General features: G+C 41.3%; 16 protein-coding genes. 10 read left to right on the forward strand and 6 right to left on the reverse strand.

Annotated features, from left to right (window positions below):
* Positions 1–17 precede the first annotated feature (17 nt).
* The 4 genes from trpCF (at position 18) to F0226_RS00175 (ending at position 5272) form a co-directional block, all read left to right on the forward strand.
* Positions 18–1469 (forward strand): bifunctional indole-3-glycerol-phosphate synthase TrpC/phosphoribosylanthranilate isomerase TrpF, encoded by a 1452-nt coding sequence (gene trpCF, locus F0226_RS00160; RefSeq protein ID WP_171733726.1) that lies wholly within the window; start codon positions 18–20, stop codon positions 1467–1469.
* 158 nt (positions 1470–1627) lie between these two features.
* Positions 1628–2818 carry a tryptophan synthase subunit beta gene (gene trpB, locus F0226_RS00165; RefSeq protein ID WP_171733727.1) on the forward strand — a complete coding sequence of 397 codons (1191 nt, stop codon included), beginning with the start codon at positions 1628–1630 and terminating at the stop codon, positions 2816–2818.
* Positions 2818–3624, forward strand: coding sequence for a tryptophan synthase subunit alpha (gene trpA, locus F0226_RS00170; RefSeq protein ID WP_171733728.1), 807 nt, complete (start codon positions 2818–2820; stop codon positions 3622–3624). The genes trpB and trpA overlap by 1 nt, the downstream gene beginning before the upstream one ends.
* Positions 3625–4012: 388 nt before the next feature.
* Complete coding sequence (locus F0226_RS00175; protein ID WP_171733729.1) at positions 4013–5272, forward strand: dicarboxylate/amino acid:cation symporter; 1260 nt, start codon at positions 4013–4015, stop codon at positions 5270–5272.
* Between the two features lie 137 nt (positions 5273–5409).
* Here the strand turns inward: F0226_RS00175 and F0226_RS00180 are convergent, their stop codons facing one another.
* The 5 genes from F0226_RS00180 to hisC all read right to left on the reverse strand — a co-directional run bounded on the left by F0226_RS00180 (position 5410) and on the right by hisC (position 10880).
* Positions 5410–6717, reverse strand: coding sequence for a TRAP transporter large permease (locus tag F0226_RS00180; RefSeq protein WP_171733730.1), 1308 nt, complete (start codon positions 6715–6717; stop codon positions 5410–5412).
* A 21-nt stretch (positions 6718–6738) separates the two neighbouring features.
* On the reverse strand, positions 6739–7218 hold the full coding sequence (locus F0226_RS00185) for a TRAP transporter small permease (protein ID WP_171733731.1): 480 nt from the start codon (positions 7216–7218) through the stop codon (positions 6739–6741).
* Positions 7219–7284: 66 nt separating this feature from the next.
* Positions 7285–8244 carry a TRAP transporter substrate-binding protein gene (locus F0226_RS00190; protein WP_171733732.1) on the reverse strand — a complete coding sequence of 320 codons (960 nt, stop codon included), beginning with the start codon at positions 8242–8244 and terminating at the stop codon, positions 7285–7287.
* A gap of 719 nt (positions 8245–8963) precedes the next feature.
* Positions 8964–9737: an ABC transporter substrate-binding protein gene (locus F0226_RS00195; protein WP_171733733.1), complete on the reverse strand. Its 774-nt coding sequence runs from the start codon at positions 9735–9737 to the stop codon at positions 8964–8966.
* Positions 9738–9776: 39 nt separating this feature from the next.
* Positions 9777–10880 carry a histidinol-phosphate transaminase gene (hisC, locus tag F0226_RS00200; RefSeq protein ID WP_171733734.1) on the reverse strand — a complete coding sequence of 368 codons (1104 nt, stop codon included), beginning with the start codon at positions 10878–10880 and terminating at the stop codon, positions 9777–9779.
* A gap of 231 nt (positions 10881–11111) precedes the next feature.
* Here hisC and F0226_RS00205 point away from each other — a divergent pair, with 231 nt between their 5' ends.
* The 6 genes from F0226_RS00205 to F0226_RS00230 all read left to right on the forward strand — a co-directional run bounded on the left by F0226_RS00205 (position 11112) and on the right by F0226_RS00230 (position 14791).
* Complete coding sequence (locus tag F0226_RS00205) at positions 11112–12011, forward strand: LysR family transcriptional regulator (protein WP_171733735.1); 900 nt, start codon at positions 11112–11114, stop codon at positions 12009–12011.
* Positions 12012–12316: 305 nt separating this feature from the next.
* Positions 12317–12565, forward strand: a complete 249-nt coding sequence (locus F0226_RS00210; protein WP_171733736.1) for a hypothetical protein — start codon at positions 12317–12319, stop codon at positions 12563–12565.
* A gap of 108 nt (positions 12566–12673) precedes the next feature.
* Positions 12674–13240 (forward strand): septation protein A, encoded by a 567-nt coding sequence (locus F0226_RS00215; protein WP_171733737.1) that lies wholly within the window; start codon positions 12674–12676, stop codon positions 13238–13240.
* Positions 13241–13362: 122 nt separating this feature from the next.
* Positions 13363–13761: an acyl-CoA thioester hydrolase YciA gene (gene yciA, locus F0226_RS00220; RefSeq protein ID WP_171733738.1), complete on the forward strand. Its 399-nt coding sequence runs from the start codon at positions 13363–13365 to the stop codon at positions 13759–13761.
* Positions 13762–14097: 336 nt separating this feature from the next.
* Positions 14098–14394 (forward strand): YciI family protein, encoded by a 297-nt coding sequence (locus tag F0226_RS00225; RefSeq protein WP_171733739.1) that lies wholly within the window; start codon positions 14098–14100, stop codon positions 14392–14394.
* A 1-nt stretch (position 14395) separates the two neighbouring features.
* Positions 14396–14791: a type II secretion system pilot lipoprotein GspS-beta gene (locus F0226_RS00230; RefSeq protein WP_171733740.1), complete on the forward strand. Its 396-nt coding sequence runs from the start codon at positions 14396–14398 to the stop codon at positions 14789–14791.
* Positions 14792–14975: 184 nt separating this feature from the next.
* Here F0226_RS00230 and metE read toward each other — a convergent pair whose 3' ends face one another.
* Positions 14976–17309: a 5-methyltetrahydropteroyltriglutamate--homocysteine S-methyltransferase gene (metE, locus tag F0226_RS00235; protein ID WP_171733741.1), complete on the reverse strand. Its 2334-nt coding sequence runs from the start codon at positions 17307–17309 to the stop codon at positions 14976–14978.
* Between the last annotated feature and the right edge of the window lie 82 nt (positions 17310–17391).

The following is a 17391-nucleotide window of genomic DNA, read 5'->3' on the forward strand; positions in this document are numbered from 1 at the left end:
GAGTTGAGACAAAGAACATGACACAGACTACCGATAAACTGTCGACCCACGTTTCAGTCAAAGAAGCTGAAATGGCGGAAGTATTAGCAAAAATCGTTCGTGACAAATACCAATGGGTTGCAGCGCGTAAACAAACTCAGCCACTAGACGAGTTTAAAACGGCGTTAGCCGCAACTGACCGAAGCTTTTATGATGCTCTGAGCGGCGAACAAACGGTTTTCATAACTGAATGTAAAAAGGCATCTCCTTCAAAAGGTTTGATCCGTGACGAGTTTGATTTGGATTACATTGCGTCGGTTTACAACAACCACGCCAACGCGATTTCAGTGCTGACAGACGAGAAGTATTTCCAAGGTGATTTTGAGTTTTTACCCAAGGTTCGCAGCATTGCTAAACAGCCTATTCTGTGTAAAGACTTCATGGTTGATACCTACCAAGTTTACCTAGCTCGTCACTACTCGGCTGATGCAATCTTATTAATGCTATCGGTATTGGATGACGAAGAGTACCAAGCGCTTGCTGAAGTTGCTCACTCGCTAAACATGGGTGTACTTACCGAAGTCAGTAACGAAGAAGAGCTTCACCGCGCTGTCGCTTTAAAAGCAAAAGTGATCGGTATTAATAACCGTAACCTACGTGACCTTTCGACTGATTTGAACCGTACTAAAGAGTTGGCTCCGCTGATTCGCGAACTGACTCCAGAAGCGATTGTCATTTCAGAGTCTGGCATCTACAACCACCAGCAAGTACGTGACCTTTCAACATTTGCAGACGGCTTCCTTATCGGCAGCTCTCTCATGGCTGAAAAGAACCTTGAACTCGCGGTACGTAAAGTAACACTCGGTGAAAACAAGGTTTGTGGTCTAACCCACCCAGACGATGCAGCGAAAGCGTATCAAGCTGGTGCCGTATTCGGTGGTTTGATTTTCGTTGAAGCGTCTAAGCGTCATGTGGATATTGAAGCGGCTCGTTTAACTATGAGCGGCGCGCCTTTGAACTACGTAGGTGTGTTCCAAAACCATAGCGTTACTGACGTGGCGAAAACGGTTTCTGAGCTAGGTTTGTTTGCGGTACAACTGCACGGTGATGAGACTCAAGCATTTGTAGATGAGTTAAAACAATCTCTACCTGAAAGCGTTGAGATTTGGAAAGCTTACGGTGTGGCTTCTGATGATGAAAACGGTGCTAAAAGCGCGCTACCAGAATTACTAAAAAGCAACGTGACTCGTCACCTGCTAGATACTAAAGTAGGTTCTCAAACAGGTGGTACAGGTCAAGTGTTCGATTGGAGCCTAATCAACAACCAAAGCGCAATCATGTTGGCAGGTGGTCTAAACCCAGAAAATGCTAACCAAGCGGCTAAGTTGGGTTGCTTAGGATTAGACCTAAACTCTGGTGTCGAGTCTTCTCCAGGTAAAAAAGACGCAGATAAACTGCAACGCGCCTTTGCTGCGATTCGTAATTACTAGTCTGGCCTCTAGAACTTAAATCTGGAACCCAGAGCTTAGAAACCAGAACTAGAAAGCGGAAACTAAAAACATATTTGTGGGCTTTGCCTTAGCGAAGCTCAAACAAGATTAAATGACTTGGTGTGAATACACATCGATAGAATTGAAGGAATAACACAATGGCTAAACTCGATGCCTACTTCGGTGAATACGGTGGTCAATACGTACCGCAGATCCTAGTGCCAGCACTAGACCAACTAGAACAAGCATTTATTGATGCACAAGCCGATCCTGAGTTCCGCAGCGAATTCATGACGCTTTTGCAAGAGTACGCAGGTCGCCCAACGGCACTAACACTGGCTCGTAACCTAACAAAAGGTACAAAAACCAAACTGTACCTAAAGCGTGAAGACTTGCTTCACGGCGGCGCACACAAGACAAACCAAGTACTTGGTCAAGCACTGCTTGCAAAACGTATGGGCAAGCACGAAATCATCGCTGAAACTGGCGCAGGTCAACACGGCGTTGCCACCGCTCTAGCGTGTGCACTACTAGGCCTTAAGTGTCGCGTTTACATGGGTGCAAAAGACGTTGAACGTCAAAGCCCGAACGTATTCCGTATGAAGCTAATGGGCGCAGAGGTTATCCCTGTTCATTCTGGTTCTTCTACGTTAAAAGACGCGTGTAACGAAGCACTTCGTGACTGGTCTGCAACTTATGAAGACGCGCACTACCTGCTGGGTACAGCAGCTGGTCCTCACCCATTCCCAACGATCGTTCGTGATTTCCAACGCATGATTGGTGAAGAAACAAAGAACCAAATCCTAGCTCGTGAAGGTCGCCTTCCTGATGCGGTTATCGCTTGTGTTGGCGGTGGTTCAAACGCTATCGGGATGTTCGCGGATTTCATTGAAGAAGAGTCTGTTCGCCTAATTGGTGTTGAACCAGCGGGTAAAGGTATTGATACCGACCAACATGGCGCGCCACTTAAACATGGTAAAACGGGTATCTTTTTTGGTATGAAAGCACCACTGATGCAAGATGAGAACGGCCAAGTAGAAGAGTCTTACTCTGTTTCTGCAGGTCTAGATTTCCCATCAGTTGGTCCGCAGCACGCTCACTTAAATGCAATTGGCCGTGCTGAATACGACAACGTAACCGATGACGAAGCGCTAGAAGCATTCCAATTGATTGCACGCAAAGAAGGTATTATTGCAGCGCTAGAGTCATCTCATGCTTTGGCTCATGCAGTTAAAATGGCTCACGATGACCCAGAGAAAGAGCAGCTATTAGTGGTTAACCTATCTGGTCGTGGTGATAAAGATATTTTCTCGGTACACGATATTCTTAAAGAGAAAGGAGCATTATAATGGATCGCTATCAATCACTCTTCACTCGCTTAGCTGAAAAGAATCAGGGCGCATTTGTACCATTCGTAACGGTTGGCGATCCTAACCCTGAGCAGTCACTTAAGATCATGGAAACCCTAGTTGAAGCAGGTGCTGATGCACTTGAGCTTGGTATTCCATTCTCAGATCCGCTTGCAGATGGTCCAACAATCCAAGGCGCAAACATCCGAGCTTTAGATTCTAAAGTAACGCCAGACGTATGTTTTGATCTAATTGGTCAAATCCGCGCTAAATACCCAGAGCTACCAATCGGCTTACTAATGTACGCAAACTTGGTGTACGCACGTGGTATCGAGAACTTCTACGAGCGCTGTTCAAATGCTGGTATTGATTCTGTTTTGATTGCAGACGTACCAACGAATGAAAGCCAAGAGTTCGTTGCGGCAGCTGAGAAATTTGGTATTCACCCTATCTTTATTGCCCCACCAACAGCCAGTGATGAAACACTTCAATCTGTGTCTGAACTAGGTGGCGGTTACACATACCTACTTTCGCGTTCTGGTGTAACGGGTGCAGAAACCAAGGCAAACATGCCTGTGACTGCCCTACTTGACCGTTTGAACAAGTTTGATGCTCCACCAGCACTGCTTGGGTTCGGTATCTCTGCTCCTGAGCAAGTAAAAGAAGCCATTCAAGCTGGCGCTGCCGGTGCTATCTCTGGCTCCGCTGTTGTGAAGATCATCGAAACACACGTAGAGCAACCAGAACAGATGCTTACAGAGCTAGCTAACTTCGTTTCTCCAATGAAAGCTGCAACTCAAAAGTAACAATTCAGCCCTAATTTCTTTGTAATAAAGACGTTAGGGCTTTCATTTTTTTCTTTATATCTACTCTAAACTCCCTCAAGTACTCACCTCTAAATGTTAATAAGACGCTACAACAAACCCTGCTCCCAACATTCACAAGCAGAACGCTTGCATCGCTAGCATTAGCAAATTTTATAAATGGAAACACTTGCGCAAATAGCAAACGTTTGCTCCGGTATGAAAATCAAACGATCGATCAATAAACATAAACTATTAATATCCATTCATCTAAGCTCATATTGCTAAATGTAAAATATCCGTGTAAAACTTACCGCGAAATTTTTATCCATTGGTACAGCGTACATTAGTGGGTAATTCTAGGAATTTATCATTTAGTAGCACAGAGGTTATGGAAGTGTTAAAACAAAAGAATTTATTAAGCAACATCGGCGTACAAGTCGTTATTGCAATGATCATTGGTACTGTAGTCGGTGCAATGATGGGTGAAAGCGCAACAATGTTTGCTCCACTAGGCGCAATCTTCATCAATTTGATCAAGATGCTGGTTATTCCTCTTGTTGCCGTAGCACTAATTTCAGGTGCAGCTGGTCTTGGCAATAGCTCTTCTGCAGGTAAAGTTGGTGTAACAACACTTGCTTACTTCGCACTAACTTCAGCATTAGCGGTTGCACTTGCATTGATCATGGGTGAGATTTTCGAACCAGGTCGTGGTATCGATGTTTCAGGTGTTGAAGGCATGTTCTCTTCTGAGTACGCATCTAAAGGTGAGCTTCCTACGTTCTGGGCAACCATTACTGGAATGATCCCAACCAACGTTTTCCAATCATTGAATGAAGCAAACATTCTGCAAATTCTCGTTTTCTGCTTATTCTTTGGTATCGCTATTTCTAAGCAAGCAAAAGAGAAACGTGACCCAATCATCAACGGCGTAAACGCAATTGTTGATGCGATGGTTTGGATGATCAACAAAGTGATGATCATTGCACCACTTGGCGTATTTGGTCTAATGGCTGAAGCAGTTGGTACGTTTGGCTTTGGCGCACTAATGGTTGTGTTCAAACTATTCGTTGTATACGTTGTAGCAATTTTAGTGTTTGGTTTTGTCGCATACCCGCTAATGATTCAAATCTTCACTAAGACTTCTGCAAAGAAATTCTTAACAGTAATGAAGAAGCCACAGGCAGTTGCACTCTCTACTGCATCTTCAATGGCAACACTTCCAGTGACTATGGAAGCCGTTGAGAAAGAACTGGGGGTTCGTAACTCTACGGCTTCATTTGTTTTGCCTCTTGGTGCAACTATCAACATGTCAGGTAACGCGATCTACTACGGTCTTGTTGCTATCTTCTTCGCACAGCTGTTCAACATTGACCTTTCAATGGGTGCATACATTGCAATCATTATTACATCTACGCTAGGTGCTGTTGGCCAAGCTGGTGTTCCAGGTCCTTCTTTCTTAGTTGTTGCGGTATTACTTGCTGCTGGCATTCCAATTGAAGGTTTACCACTATTGTTCGCTCTTGACCGTATCTTCGATATGATTCGTACAGCATTGAACATTACTGGCGATGCAGCTTGTGCAGTAATCGTTGATTCTTTAATTAAAGATGAAGAAAAAGCAGTGGAGCTGAGCAAGCAGCAAGCTTAATTCAGTTTTCAATCTAATAAAAAACCGCCTTTAAATAGTCACTTAAAGGCGGTTTTTTTATTCAAGGCGAGAAAGGTAATCGAGTTACATGAGTTAGCAAATTTTCACGTAATGAGTATCTTCTACTTACTGCCATATTAATTAATTAAACCAAACGCACGAGGCAGAGCCAAACTAATTTCAGGAATAAAAGTAATGGCCAACAAGGTGACGATCAATACGGCACAAAACGGCATGATACTTCTTATAACATGTTCAATCTTGGACCCACTGACACTACAACCAACAAATAGTGCAGTACCAACTGGTGGGGTTGCAATGCCAATACATAAGTTGAATATAATCATCATTGCAAAATGAATTGGGTGCATACCCAAATGCTCAGCAATAGGCATAAAGATAGGGGTAAAGATCAGTACGGCTGGCGTAAGATCCATAAACATACCAACAACCAGCAAAATCAAATTCATCAGAATAAAGATGATAATAGGATTATCTGAGATAGATAGCATCCAGTCACTGATCATCGTTGGCAGACCAGTAAAGGCCATTGCCCATGACATGATGGTTGAAGCACCAATCAAGAACAGCATAATGCCAGTGACCTGAACGGTTTCTCTACAAATTATCGGAAAGTGTGACCACTTAAGCGTTCGATAACAGAGTGACAAGGTAAAAGAGTATAAAACCGCTATACATGCGCCTTCTGTTGCTGTGAATACGCCGCCAATAATGCCGCCAATAACAACAAAAATAAGCCCTAAACTTGGCGTTGCTTTCCAAACCGTATCAACGATATCTCTCACTGTGAGACCATCATTAGCACTTGTTTTGTAGCCTTTCTTTTTAGCAATAAAGTAAGCAACAGCCATGCAGCTTAAACCCATTAAAATACCGGGTACATAACCTGCGATAAACAATGCCGCAACGGATGTTCCACCCGATACCACAGAAAATACAATGAGTGAATTACTAGGCGGGATCAGTAAACCTGCTGGGCACGATGCGACATTGACGGCTGTTGCCAAGTTTTTATCATAACCTTCTTTTTCTAATTCAGGACCTAAGGTTTTGCCAACCGCAGCGGCAGCAGCAACGGCTGAACCCGAAACGGCACCAAACATCATATTAGCAAAGATGTTAACGTGTAAAAGTGAACCCGGGATCCAACCAACCATAAGCTTTGCAAGGTTGATAAGCCGACCAGCGATACCACCCACATTCATTATATTCCCGGCAAGGATAAAGAAAGGGATAGCTAATAAACTAAAGCTATCGATACCAGTAAAGATTTTTTGACCCGCAGTGATACTTGCGACTTCAAAAGGTAAGATAAAATACATGATGGTCAAAGATGACATTGCAATGGCAATGGCAATCGGCATGCTTATCGCGATCATGAATAAAAAAAGGCCTAACAGCCAAACACCAATGGACAAGTCCATAATATAAAGTCCTTTTAATACTTATTTTTTGTTAGGTTCACAAAAAAGATCAATCGTATTTATTACTAAATAAACAAGAATAATGACGGCTGAAATAGGTAAGATTGAATAAACCGTAGACATCGGTAATTGCAATGCTGGTGATAGTTGTTGTGTGGTTCTTCCCATAAGCGCAATGCCACCTTGAAGCATGGCTAAAAAGACAAATGCGCCAGAAATTACATTGATGAGTAGATGTAATGCTACGTGTGCTTTTCCCTTAAGATAACCATCCAATAACGTTATTGCTAAGTGCCCTTTTATACCGAATAAGTAACTTGCTCCTAATAAGCCAAGCCAAACCATCGCATAACGAGCAAGTTCATCAGTCCAGTTACTTGGATCGTTCAGCACATAACGACTAAAAACTTGCCATGTGACGGTAACTACAAGCAGCATTAATGCAAAAGAAGAGACAAAGAGAATCAACCTATCAAGTAGGTTTCTGAAAGTTGTTAACATGGAGTGATACCTCAAAAATTTTGCCCTAGCAGAGCCAAGGCAAAATTATATTTTTACTAATGCTAATTAAAGCGTTTCAATTTTCTCAATGAATACCGCTAATTTAGGATCTTTTTTCGCTTCATCAATCATAGGTTTAACAGCGGCACGGAAAGGGGCTTTGTCTACTTCAACAAACGTTACGCCTTCTTTCATTCCTTTCTCTTTGTTCATGTTATCTGTTGCGTCCCAGATTTTGATCTGCTCTTCAAGAGACTCTGCTGCTGATTCTTTTAAGATTTTCTGCTCTGAGGCTGTTAATGAATTCCATTTATATTCTGAAATGATGATCACATCAGGTGTCATCATATGCTGATCCATAGAGTAAAATTTAGCCACTTCACTGTGTTTCATTTCAACCAAGCTAGAAATGTTATTTTCAGCACCATCAATTACGCCTTGTTGCAGTGCAGTGTAAACCTCATTGAATGGTACAGGTGTCGCTTTACCACCTAATAGGTTAACCATTTCCATCATAGTTGGAGAACCTGGAACTCGAACCTTCATGCCAGCTAGATCGGCAGGCGAGTTAATCGCTTTTTTAGAGTAGAAACTACGTGTACCTGAATCATAAAATGTGAGACCAATGAAACCTTTACCTTCGCTTGAAAGCAACATCTCTTGTGCTGCTTCACTGCGCATGAAGGTTCTCATGTGTGGAACATCGCGGAATAAGAAAGGCAGTGCATTAACTTTAAACGTTGGTTCAAAAGACTCTGCTAGTCCACCATTGATTTTAGCCATATCAATCGCGCCGGTGACCACTTGCTCAGCTTGATCACGCTCAGAACCTAGTTGGCCGTTTGGAAAAATTTTAATAGTAAGGTCACCATTCGATTTTTCTTTCACTTTATCAGCCATGATCACCATGCCTTGGTGAGCAGCGCTTTCTAGTGACATTGCGTGACCTAAGGTCAAAGTTTTCGCTTGAGCGCCAAATGCCATAAGAATTGAAGCAGCTGCAATCGTCAGTAGGTGTTTTTTCATGTTCTTCTCCAGAATCCATTTTTGTAAGAGGTACAGTCTTTTGTATGTCACGATTTAGCCAAGCAGAACCTGTAGGTTTATGTCTTTTCTGCTCATAACGCTTACGTTTCATTACAGTATTCTTACCCACTTCAACTTTGTATTACAATATGATTTATTTTTTATGTGGTCTGAGGCTCACAAATTCGTCGGAGAGTAAGTTTGATTGTGATATCAATCATATTCGATATAAATCGCCACCAACAAGTACGCAAAACGATCTAATAGATAGAAAAAACGACAATTACGCTCATTTGACAACCACACCAAGCGCACCCTTATTATCATGCACATTAATTTAATTTGTGTTATTTCAAGACTTAAAACCAAAAATTTCGACCAAACAAACAGGAAAATGGTCACTTACACAAACTTAATTTTGTTACATTTTTCAAAGTTATGTACAGGAGAAAAAATGATTAGAAAGCTGATTAGACAGTGGAGCCAAGCTCTAAAGATTAGTTTTGACTCGAGCAAAAACAAAAAAATCCGAGAGCAAAACTGCCCTCGGATTTAAAATTTCATCTTAAAAGTCAACATACCCATGATTCAGAATGTTGTTGATTTTGTATCTCTAGACCCAAATGCCGTTTACTGATTAAGAAATAAGTATCTACAGACTAAATTTACTGGTGATCTAAAACATGTAAACAAGCTAAACCATGAACATAAGCTTGGTGCTATAAATCACTGCCGTAAATATCAAAAGTGAAGTACTTCGCTGCAATTTTATCGTAAGTACCATTTGCACGAATTTCTTCAATCGCTTGGTTAAATTGCTTTGCTAATTTTTTGTCTTGTAACCTCAAGGCTAAAGCGGTCCCTTCTCCGATGTAGGCTTTATCGGTCACTGCTTTTCCTTTAAATTCGAAATTTTCGCCTTCTTTCTTATCTAAAAACGCCAATGACAGCTGATCTGAATTACCGAAAGTTGCATCTAAACGACCATTTTGCAAATCCAAGTAGACCTCATCTTGCCCTGTATAGCGCTTGATATTAGCAACTTCTCCAAACTTATCAGTGACATAGCGATCATGGATAGTACCTTGCTGTACACCAATGGTTTTTCCGTCTAAGCCTGATTTATCAATCTCAAAAGATGCTTTTTTAGATGCCACGAAAACTGCTGGAGTTTGGTAATACTTATTCGTGAACAGCACTTTTCGTTTACGCTCTTCCGTAATACGCATTGAAGCCATAATCACATCCGACTTTCTTGCCAGTAAGCTAGGGATTAACGAATCCCAACTTTGTGCAACCCAAGTACACTCTAAACTTGCTTGCTTACACAGTGCGTCTGCGATTTCGATATCAAACCCTACAGGTGTCCCTGCGCTATTTTTGTAATTGAATGGAGGGTAAGTAAAATCAGAAGCCAACCTCACTTCTTTAGCTTGTACTGCTGAACATAACAAAGCGGTGGCACATGCGAATCCTAATGCTATTTTTTTCATTTTTATCTTCCTAGTTGATGCGTTTACGATAAGTAATGTTTATGCCGTCTGTAAAGCAGATTGCGAATATTGAGTCAGTGACGTGATGACTTCTTTCATGCTTTGTTCACTGCCGATACTGATTCGAACACAATGACGTAGTGCTGGTTCATGGTGTTGGTTGCGAGTAACAATGCCATCACTCAATAACACATTGAATAAATCGTGATTTTCATTCACTCGTAACAGCACAAAGTTAGTCGCAGATGGGTAAACCTCTTCAATAATATCGAACTGGCTCAGTGTTTGTGCAAACTCATTTCGCGTATTAATCAGCTCTGCTGTTTTAGCTTTCATCAGTTTCAGTCCTTGCTCTGATAACGCTTTCAATACAATTTCAGCTGAACAATCAGGCATTGGGTACGGAGGAATTAATTTAGCTACATAACTCATCACTTCTTCACTAGATAAAATGAATCCACAACGAACAGCCGCTAAACCAAATGCTTTAGAGAGCGTTCGAACCACAACCAGATTTGGGTAATCAGCAATAAGGTCTACAACAGACGAACTCAACTCAAATTCGATATATGCTTCATCGACCACAACCAACGCTGAATTTTTTGTCCCCTCAAGAATTTGAACCAGATCAGCTCTAGGGATTGCATTGCCTGTTGGATTATTCGGTGAACATAAAAACACAATATTCGTAGATTTTGCCTGAGCGATTATTTCAGAAGCGTTCAAATTGAAATCGGCTTTCAGAGGTACATCTATCGTTTCGATGGCTAATGCATCCGCGCAAAACTCGTACATGGCGTAAGTCGGAGAGCTAATTAAGATTTTATCTTTACCTGGCTGACAGAAAGCTCTTATCAATAAATCTATCGCTTCATCGGCTCCTCTTACCGCCACAGTTTCAGCATCTGTTTCACAATAGTTTTTGTAAGCAGTCGCAATGTCATGCGGCAGAAAATCTGGGTAGCGATTATAATTAGCTTTCTCAGAATTATTGGCGATCTCGTTAGAATCAAAACTCAGTGGGGCTTCTAATTCATTAGCATTCAGCCATATTCGCCCATTACCACCAATTCTTCTAGCCGACTGATAAGGTATTAATTTTTTTACCGACTCTGGCACTAAACTCTCTATCAAACTTGTCAAATCACTTACCTTTCCACTTAATTACAAAAAAGAAAACTCGCATTAATAGTCAAACAATTCGCAAATTAAGAATATTGAATCAATATTATTGCTTAACTATCTACATTCAAACAAATGACCATTGAAAAAAGAATCGAAATAATTACATAATAGCCATGAGTTATTTTCATAGCTTGTGGTGAGATTGGTGAAATACAGAACTAGAATTATGATGAATAAAGGACTAAAGCTATGAGTGGAAACCTACCTTCAACTAAAACACTGCAAGCCTTTTTATCTACGGCTCGGCATTTAAATTTCACTCATGCAGCTAACGAACTAAACCTCACCCAAGGTGCGGTAAGTCGGCAAATACTTTCTTTGGAAGAATCTGTAGGCTGTGAACTGTTTTATCGCCATGCTCGTGGCTTATCTTTAACGCCTAAAGGTGAGCTTCTCGTGCCATTAATTCAAGACACGATTCAGCAACTGCAATCTGCATTAAGCCAAATTGCCACATCTCCTTCGAAAATCAGGTTAAATGCACCTAGTTGTATCACTTCGTGGCTATTACCAAAGCTTTTATCCTTCCAACAGCATTATCCAGATATCGATGTCGAGCTCACTTCTACAATTAAACATGTATTTGAACCGACGTTTGATCCCTTTGATGCTGTCATTACTTACGGTAAAAAGCCCAAGCAAAACTCAATTATCAGTCAGCTACTTTTTAATGAACAATTGACACCTGTGTGTAACCCTCAGGTTATCGATCCAAGCCATAAAGCAACCAAGTCCAACTATTTCATTAAGCCATTTAAGCTGAGCGAGTACACTTGGTTACATGCTAATAGTGAGCAAAGCGACTGGAAACTTTGGTTAGAGTTCATTGGTAGTAAAGAACTTGCTGGTAAGAAAAATCAACAGTTCGCAACTTTAGACCAATCAATGAACGCGGCAATACAAGGGTTTGGTATTGCGATTGGCGATATCACATTAGCCGATCAAGATGTGCAATTAGGTCGATTAGCAAGAGTCAGCCAAGACACCGTTTTTTCTGGGAATGGGTATTTTTTTCTTCAACCTAAAAGCCGTCAAAACACTTCTCTTACCACCTTAATCGAGTGGTTATTAAAATCTGATATTGAATAGGCTTCCATATCAACTTTAAGATTAGAACTGGATTCCCATAAAAAGAAAATACGAGGGGAGCGCCAGTTTTTTATATGCAAATTAATTGTCATATTCGTAATCAATATCGTTTTCAAAGTGCATTATTTATATTTTACTTCCACCCATAAATATAACTATCTAAATACCTTATCGTTTTTATCGGTCGTTATGATCAGTTCCAGTCAGCACATATTTTGGCACTTTGTTTGCTTTATTGTCTGTAACAGTTTTAGTACGGACATTCGCCACTAATACACTTACGGCGAGCACATGGAGGATCGGCTATGACTCTTGAAAGACACACATATTACGGCTTAATTCACCACGGAATTAAAACCCTATTGATGGATAGAATTGGGCACTTTACAGAGCGCGAGTACCATGAATATCTTGATTTAACGACAGGCAAGTCAACATGCTTTGCAATGAGTGAACAAGAATTAGAAAGTACGCTTGATGACCTGAAAAGCGAAGGCTATTTAGAAGATATCAAAAACCTCATCCCTCGGTATCAGACTAGCCCACTTCGTTAAGATCCCGTATCGGACAAAAAACTTAATTCCAATTGTCTCGGGCTATTTAGCATCGAGACAGTTTTCGTTAGACTGTCAGCAACTCAACTACATGGATATTCATTTCCAATGAAGCAAATTCTTGATTTCATTCCTCTTATTATTTTCTTTGCCTTGTATAAGATGTATGACATCTACACAGCGACTGGCGCTTTAATTGTTGCATCAGCCATCCAGGTTATTCTTACGTACTTTATCTATAAAAAAGTAGAAAAAATGCAGGTCATCACCTTCTTAATGGTGGCGGTATTTGGTGGCATGACTATTTTCTTACATGATGACAACTTCATTAAGTGGAAGGTCACTATTGTGTATTCTCTTTTTGCGATTGGTTTGACCGTAAGTCACTTAATGGGTAAGTCTGCGATTAAAGGTATGCTAGGCAAAGAGATCACCCTACCCGATTCAGTTTGGAGCAAGATCAACTGGGCTTGGACTTGCTTTTTTACGGCTTGTGCCATTCTGAATGTTTACGTCGCTTTTAACCTTCCTCTCGATGTTTGGGTTAACTTTAAGGTGTTCGGCTTACTGGCTGCGACCTTTGGGTTTACCTTATTAACTGGGGGATATATCTACAAGAACCTTCCAAAAGAGAAACAGCAAGAGTTAACAGATAAAAATTCAGACGATAACTAATGTTTCAAAGTGACACCTAAAGTCACCTTTTTGATATAATCGACCTAATTAATCTATACAGCGGCCAATAGCTTTCATGTTATTGGCCGCTTGCTTATTTGTTGTTCTGGGAAATCCTTATAATGAGTCAAACTATTGATGCGCCGAAGGGCCAATTACTTTTACGTACTCTTGCTATGCCAGCAGACACCAATGCAAATGGTGATATTTTTGGCGGTTGGATCATGTCTCAACTCGATCTCGCTGGCGGTATACTTGCGAAGGAAATTTCGGGTGGCAGAATCGTTACCGTCTCGGTTTCAAGTATCACATTTAAAAAACCAGTTCGTGTGGGTGATGTGGTTTGTTGCTATGGGGAATGTACCAAAATCGGAAGAACATCAATGAGCATTGACCTAGAAGTTTGGGTTAAGCCAGTAAAAGAGCACGGCATTGAGGATCGCTTTATGGTCTGTGACGCTACGTTTAACTATGTGGCTGTTGATACCGAAGGCAAGCCTAGAGCCGTTAATCCAGCGTAAAGTTACTTAATTCAGCGTGAAGTTACTTAATCTAGCTTAAGACTACTTAATTATCCCTAAGGCGACTTCATTCTGTCATCGGATTATTTAATCCTGCAATTAAAGTAACTGCTAGCTAATCACTTCTGTGACGAACACTTTCTGTTGTTCAATCCTACGTATTTTTGTTCCGCCTTTGGCTACGATTCAACTAGCCAAAGGTGGCTATAACTCACCACTCGTTTCGTACAGTTTCACACTTTATTGAATTTCCCCCTTTTATTCCTTTTCAGTTCGCGTAAATTAGCGACATGCAGTTTCTATCACCCGTAGTGAATCTCAATAAGGATATCCCATATGTGGTACGTAATTTTTTCTCAGGATGTTGAGAATTCTTTAGAAAAGCGACTCAGTGTTCGCCCGCAACATTTAGCTAGACTACAAGAATTACAAGACGAAGGTCGCCTGTTAACAGCGGGTCCTATGCCAGCTATTGATTCTGACAACCCAGGTGAAGCTGGATTTACTGGCTCAACTGTCATTGCAGAGTTCAACTCATTAGAAGATGCGCAAGCATGGGCAGACTCAGACCCTTACATTGAAGCGGGTGTTTACCAAAACGTCATTGTTAAACCATTTAAAAAAGTATTCTAACGTGAAGAAGTGGATTTTAAGTACCTTAGCTTTAACGGCATTATTATCGGGTTGTAGCTCTAATAACGCTGATGAACAGCGTCAGCTAGAAATGATGGCTCAACATCGTGCTGGTGTACTCTCTGCAGGTTTGCCGATTGAGTATGGACCTCTATCTGTGATGCGAGTGCTGGCTAAGAAAAACGTCATAGAAATCATGATGATTTACAATCAAGATGAACAAGGTGCCAAACCTGTTTCAGACGTTTTAGCCATGAGCATTAACAGCTACTGCACCAGTTCAGATATACGTGCCAACATTGACATGGGCTTGATGTACAACATCAAAATACGCAATACCCGTGGTCAACTGGTCGTTGAGCAACTGATCAATAAAGAGACTTGTGCAAGTAAGTAACTAAGACGATCAGAAACTGAGTAATTAAGTAGATAAGACGATAAAAAGTTACAGAACTTTTTACTGAACACAAAAACGCCAGCTTAGTGCTGGCGTTTATTTTTTCAGGTAAGTTTTAGCTTATGTCTAGATATTCAAAGGAGCCTGAAGTTCTAGAAAGCAAACTCTCAGTTAATGAATTTTTTTAAGCTTCAGCCCACTCTTTACGAAGTGTTTTCGTTGCTGAGACTAGGTTTGCTAATGCAGCTTCCGTTTCCGCCCAATTACGAGTTTTAAGACCACAATCTGGGTTAGCCCATAAACGCTCAGCTGGAATCTTCTCTGCCGCTTTTTTCAACAGGTCAATAATCCATTCTTCTGAAGGGATATTTGGTGAGTGAATATCGTAAACACCAGGACCAATTTCATTCGGGTAGTTAAACTCTTCAAATGCTTTCAATAGTTCCATATTTGAGCGAGATGTTTCGATCGTGATGACATCTGCATCTAAATCAGCCACTGAATCAATGATCTCGTTAAATTCGCTGTAACACATGTGAGTATGAATTTGAGTTTCTGGTTTTGCACTTGCTGCTGAAATCTTAAAAGCGTCAACCGCCCATTCTAAATACTCAGCATGATCGCCTTTCTTAAGCGGTAAACCTTCACGAATCGCGGGCTCATCAATTTGAATAATATTAATACCCGCATCTTGTAAGTCGGACACTTCATCACGTAAAGCAAATGCCAGTTGATTTGCTATTTCTTTACGAGAAATATCTTCACGTGGGAATGTCCAGCACAGAATCGTCACAGGGCCCGTTAACATGCCTTTCATCTGCTTAGTCGTTAGAGATTGAGCATACGTTGACCACTCTACGGTCATTGGTTTTTCACGCTCAATATCTGCGACAACAATAGCAGGCTTAACGCAGCGAGAACCGTAGCTTTGTACCCAACCAAACTTAGTTGTTTGGAAACCCGCTAGGTTTTCAGCAAAGTATTCAACCATGTCATTTCGTTCAGCTTCACCATGTACCAGTACATCTAAATCCAGCGCTTCTTGACGTTTAACCGCGTCTGCAATGTGGCCTTTCAATGCTGTATTGTATTCAGCTTCAGTCAGTTGCCCTGTTTTGTATGCACTACGCTGAACTCGAATTTCACCCGTTTGTGGGAATGAACCAATAGTGGTCGTTGGAAGTAGTGGTAAACCTAACACCTTCGATTGGTGCGCTGCACGCACAGAATAAGGTTCGCTTCGTAGCGCTAACGCTTTAGTGATTGTATTTAAGCGAGACTGAACTTGCGGCTTATTCACATGCGTTGCACTTTTACGAGCCACGATAGGTTGGCTGTAGGTCTCACACGCTAAAATTGCGTTGTGGTCGCCATCTAATGCTGCACCTAGCAAACTCACTTCTGTGACTTTCTGTTTTGCAAAAGCAAACCAACTTTTTACTTCTTCACTTAACGTTTCTTCTAATTCTAGATCGACTGGGCTATGCAGCAGTGAACACGAACTTGCCACCCACAGTTTGTCACCTAGCTTCTTTTTGATTGGTTGAAGGTTAGCGAGTTGCGTTGCAAGATCTGCTCGCCATACATTACGACCATTGATAGCACCAGCAGATAAAACCCAACCTTTAGGCAGTCTATTCACGACTTCATCCAATTGTTCTGGCGCGGCCGACAAGTCAATGTGAAGACCATCAACGGGAAGTTCTACAATTTTATCTAGCGTGTCGGTAACAGAGTCAAAGTAAGTAGTAAGAAGAAGTTTTACATCGCTTTGCAGCACTTGGTAAGCCAACTTAAATGAATCTGCCCATGATTTTTCCAGCTCAAGAGAAAGGATTGGCTCATCTATTTGCACCCATTCCACTCCGAGCTTTGATAACTTAGCCAGAATTGCTTGGTAAGCCGTCAGTAAGCGAGGAAGTAGTGTTAGACGATCAAAACCTTCTTCCACTTCTTTACCAAGGTAAAGGTAAGATAATGGTCCCAATAGAACAGGTTTCACTTTATAACCCGCTTTAACCGCTTCATTTACTTCATCAAATAACTGAGGCCAGCTGACTTCAAATGAATCATCTTTGCTGAATTCTGGCACGATGTAATGGTAGTTAGTATTGAACCACTTAGTCATATCAGATGCCGCTGTGCCTTCACTCTTTGAGCCATGGTTACCACCACAACAAGTGGATTGTTCTTGTGATTGACCACGACCAACTCTGAAAAGTGTATCTAAATCAGGAAAGTCTTTTTCATCTTCTGAGCCACCAGCATGACGCTTTGGTACATGCCCCAACAATAAAGTGGTGGTTAATACATGGTCGTACCATGCGAAGTCACCCGCAGTTGCAAAGCTTAAGTTTGCGTCTGCTTGAACCTTCCAGTTACGGTTTCTTAACTCACTGCCTAGTTCTTTTAGCTCTGATTGGTCGATTTCACCACGCCAGTATTTCTCTAGCGCAAATTTTAATTCTCTTTTTTCGCCAATACGTGGGTAGCCTAAAATATGCGTTGTCGTTGTCATGAGCCTGTTCCTTATTCAATTTTTAGTAATTTGGTCAGACTGCTATTTCATGCTGAATGCTTGATAAGGCGTCTGGATGGCT

Origin of the sequence: Vibrio sp. 99-70-13A1, assembly GCF_013114625.1 — a bacterium.
Lineage (GTDB): Bacteria > Pseudomonadota > Gammaproteobacteria > Enterobacterales > Vibrionaceae > Vibrio.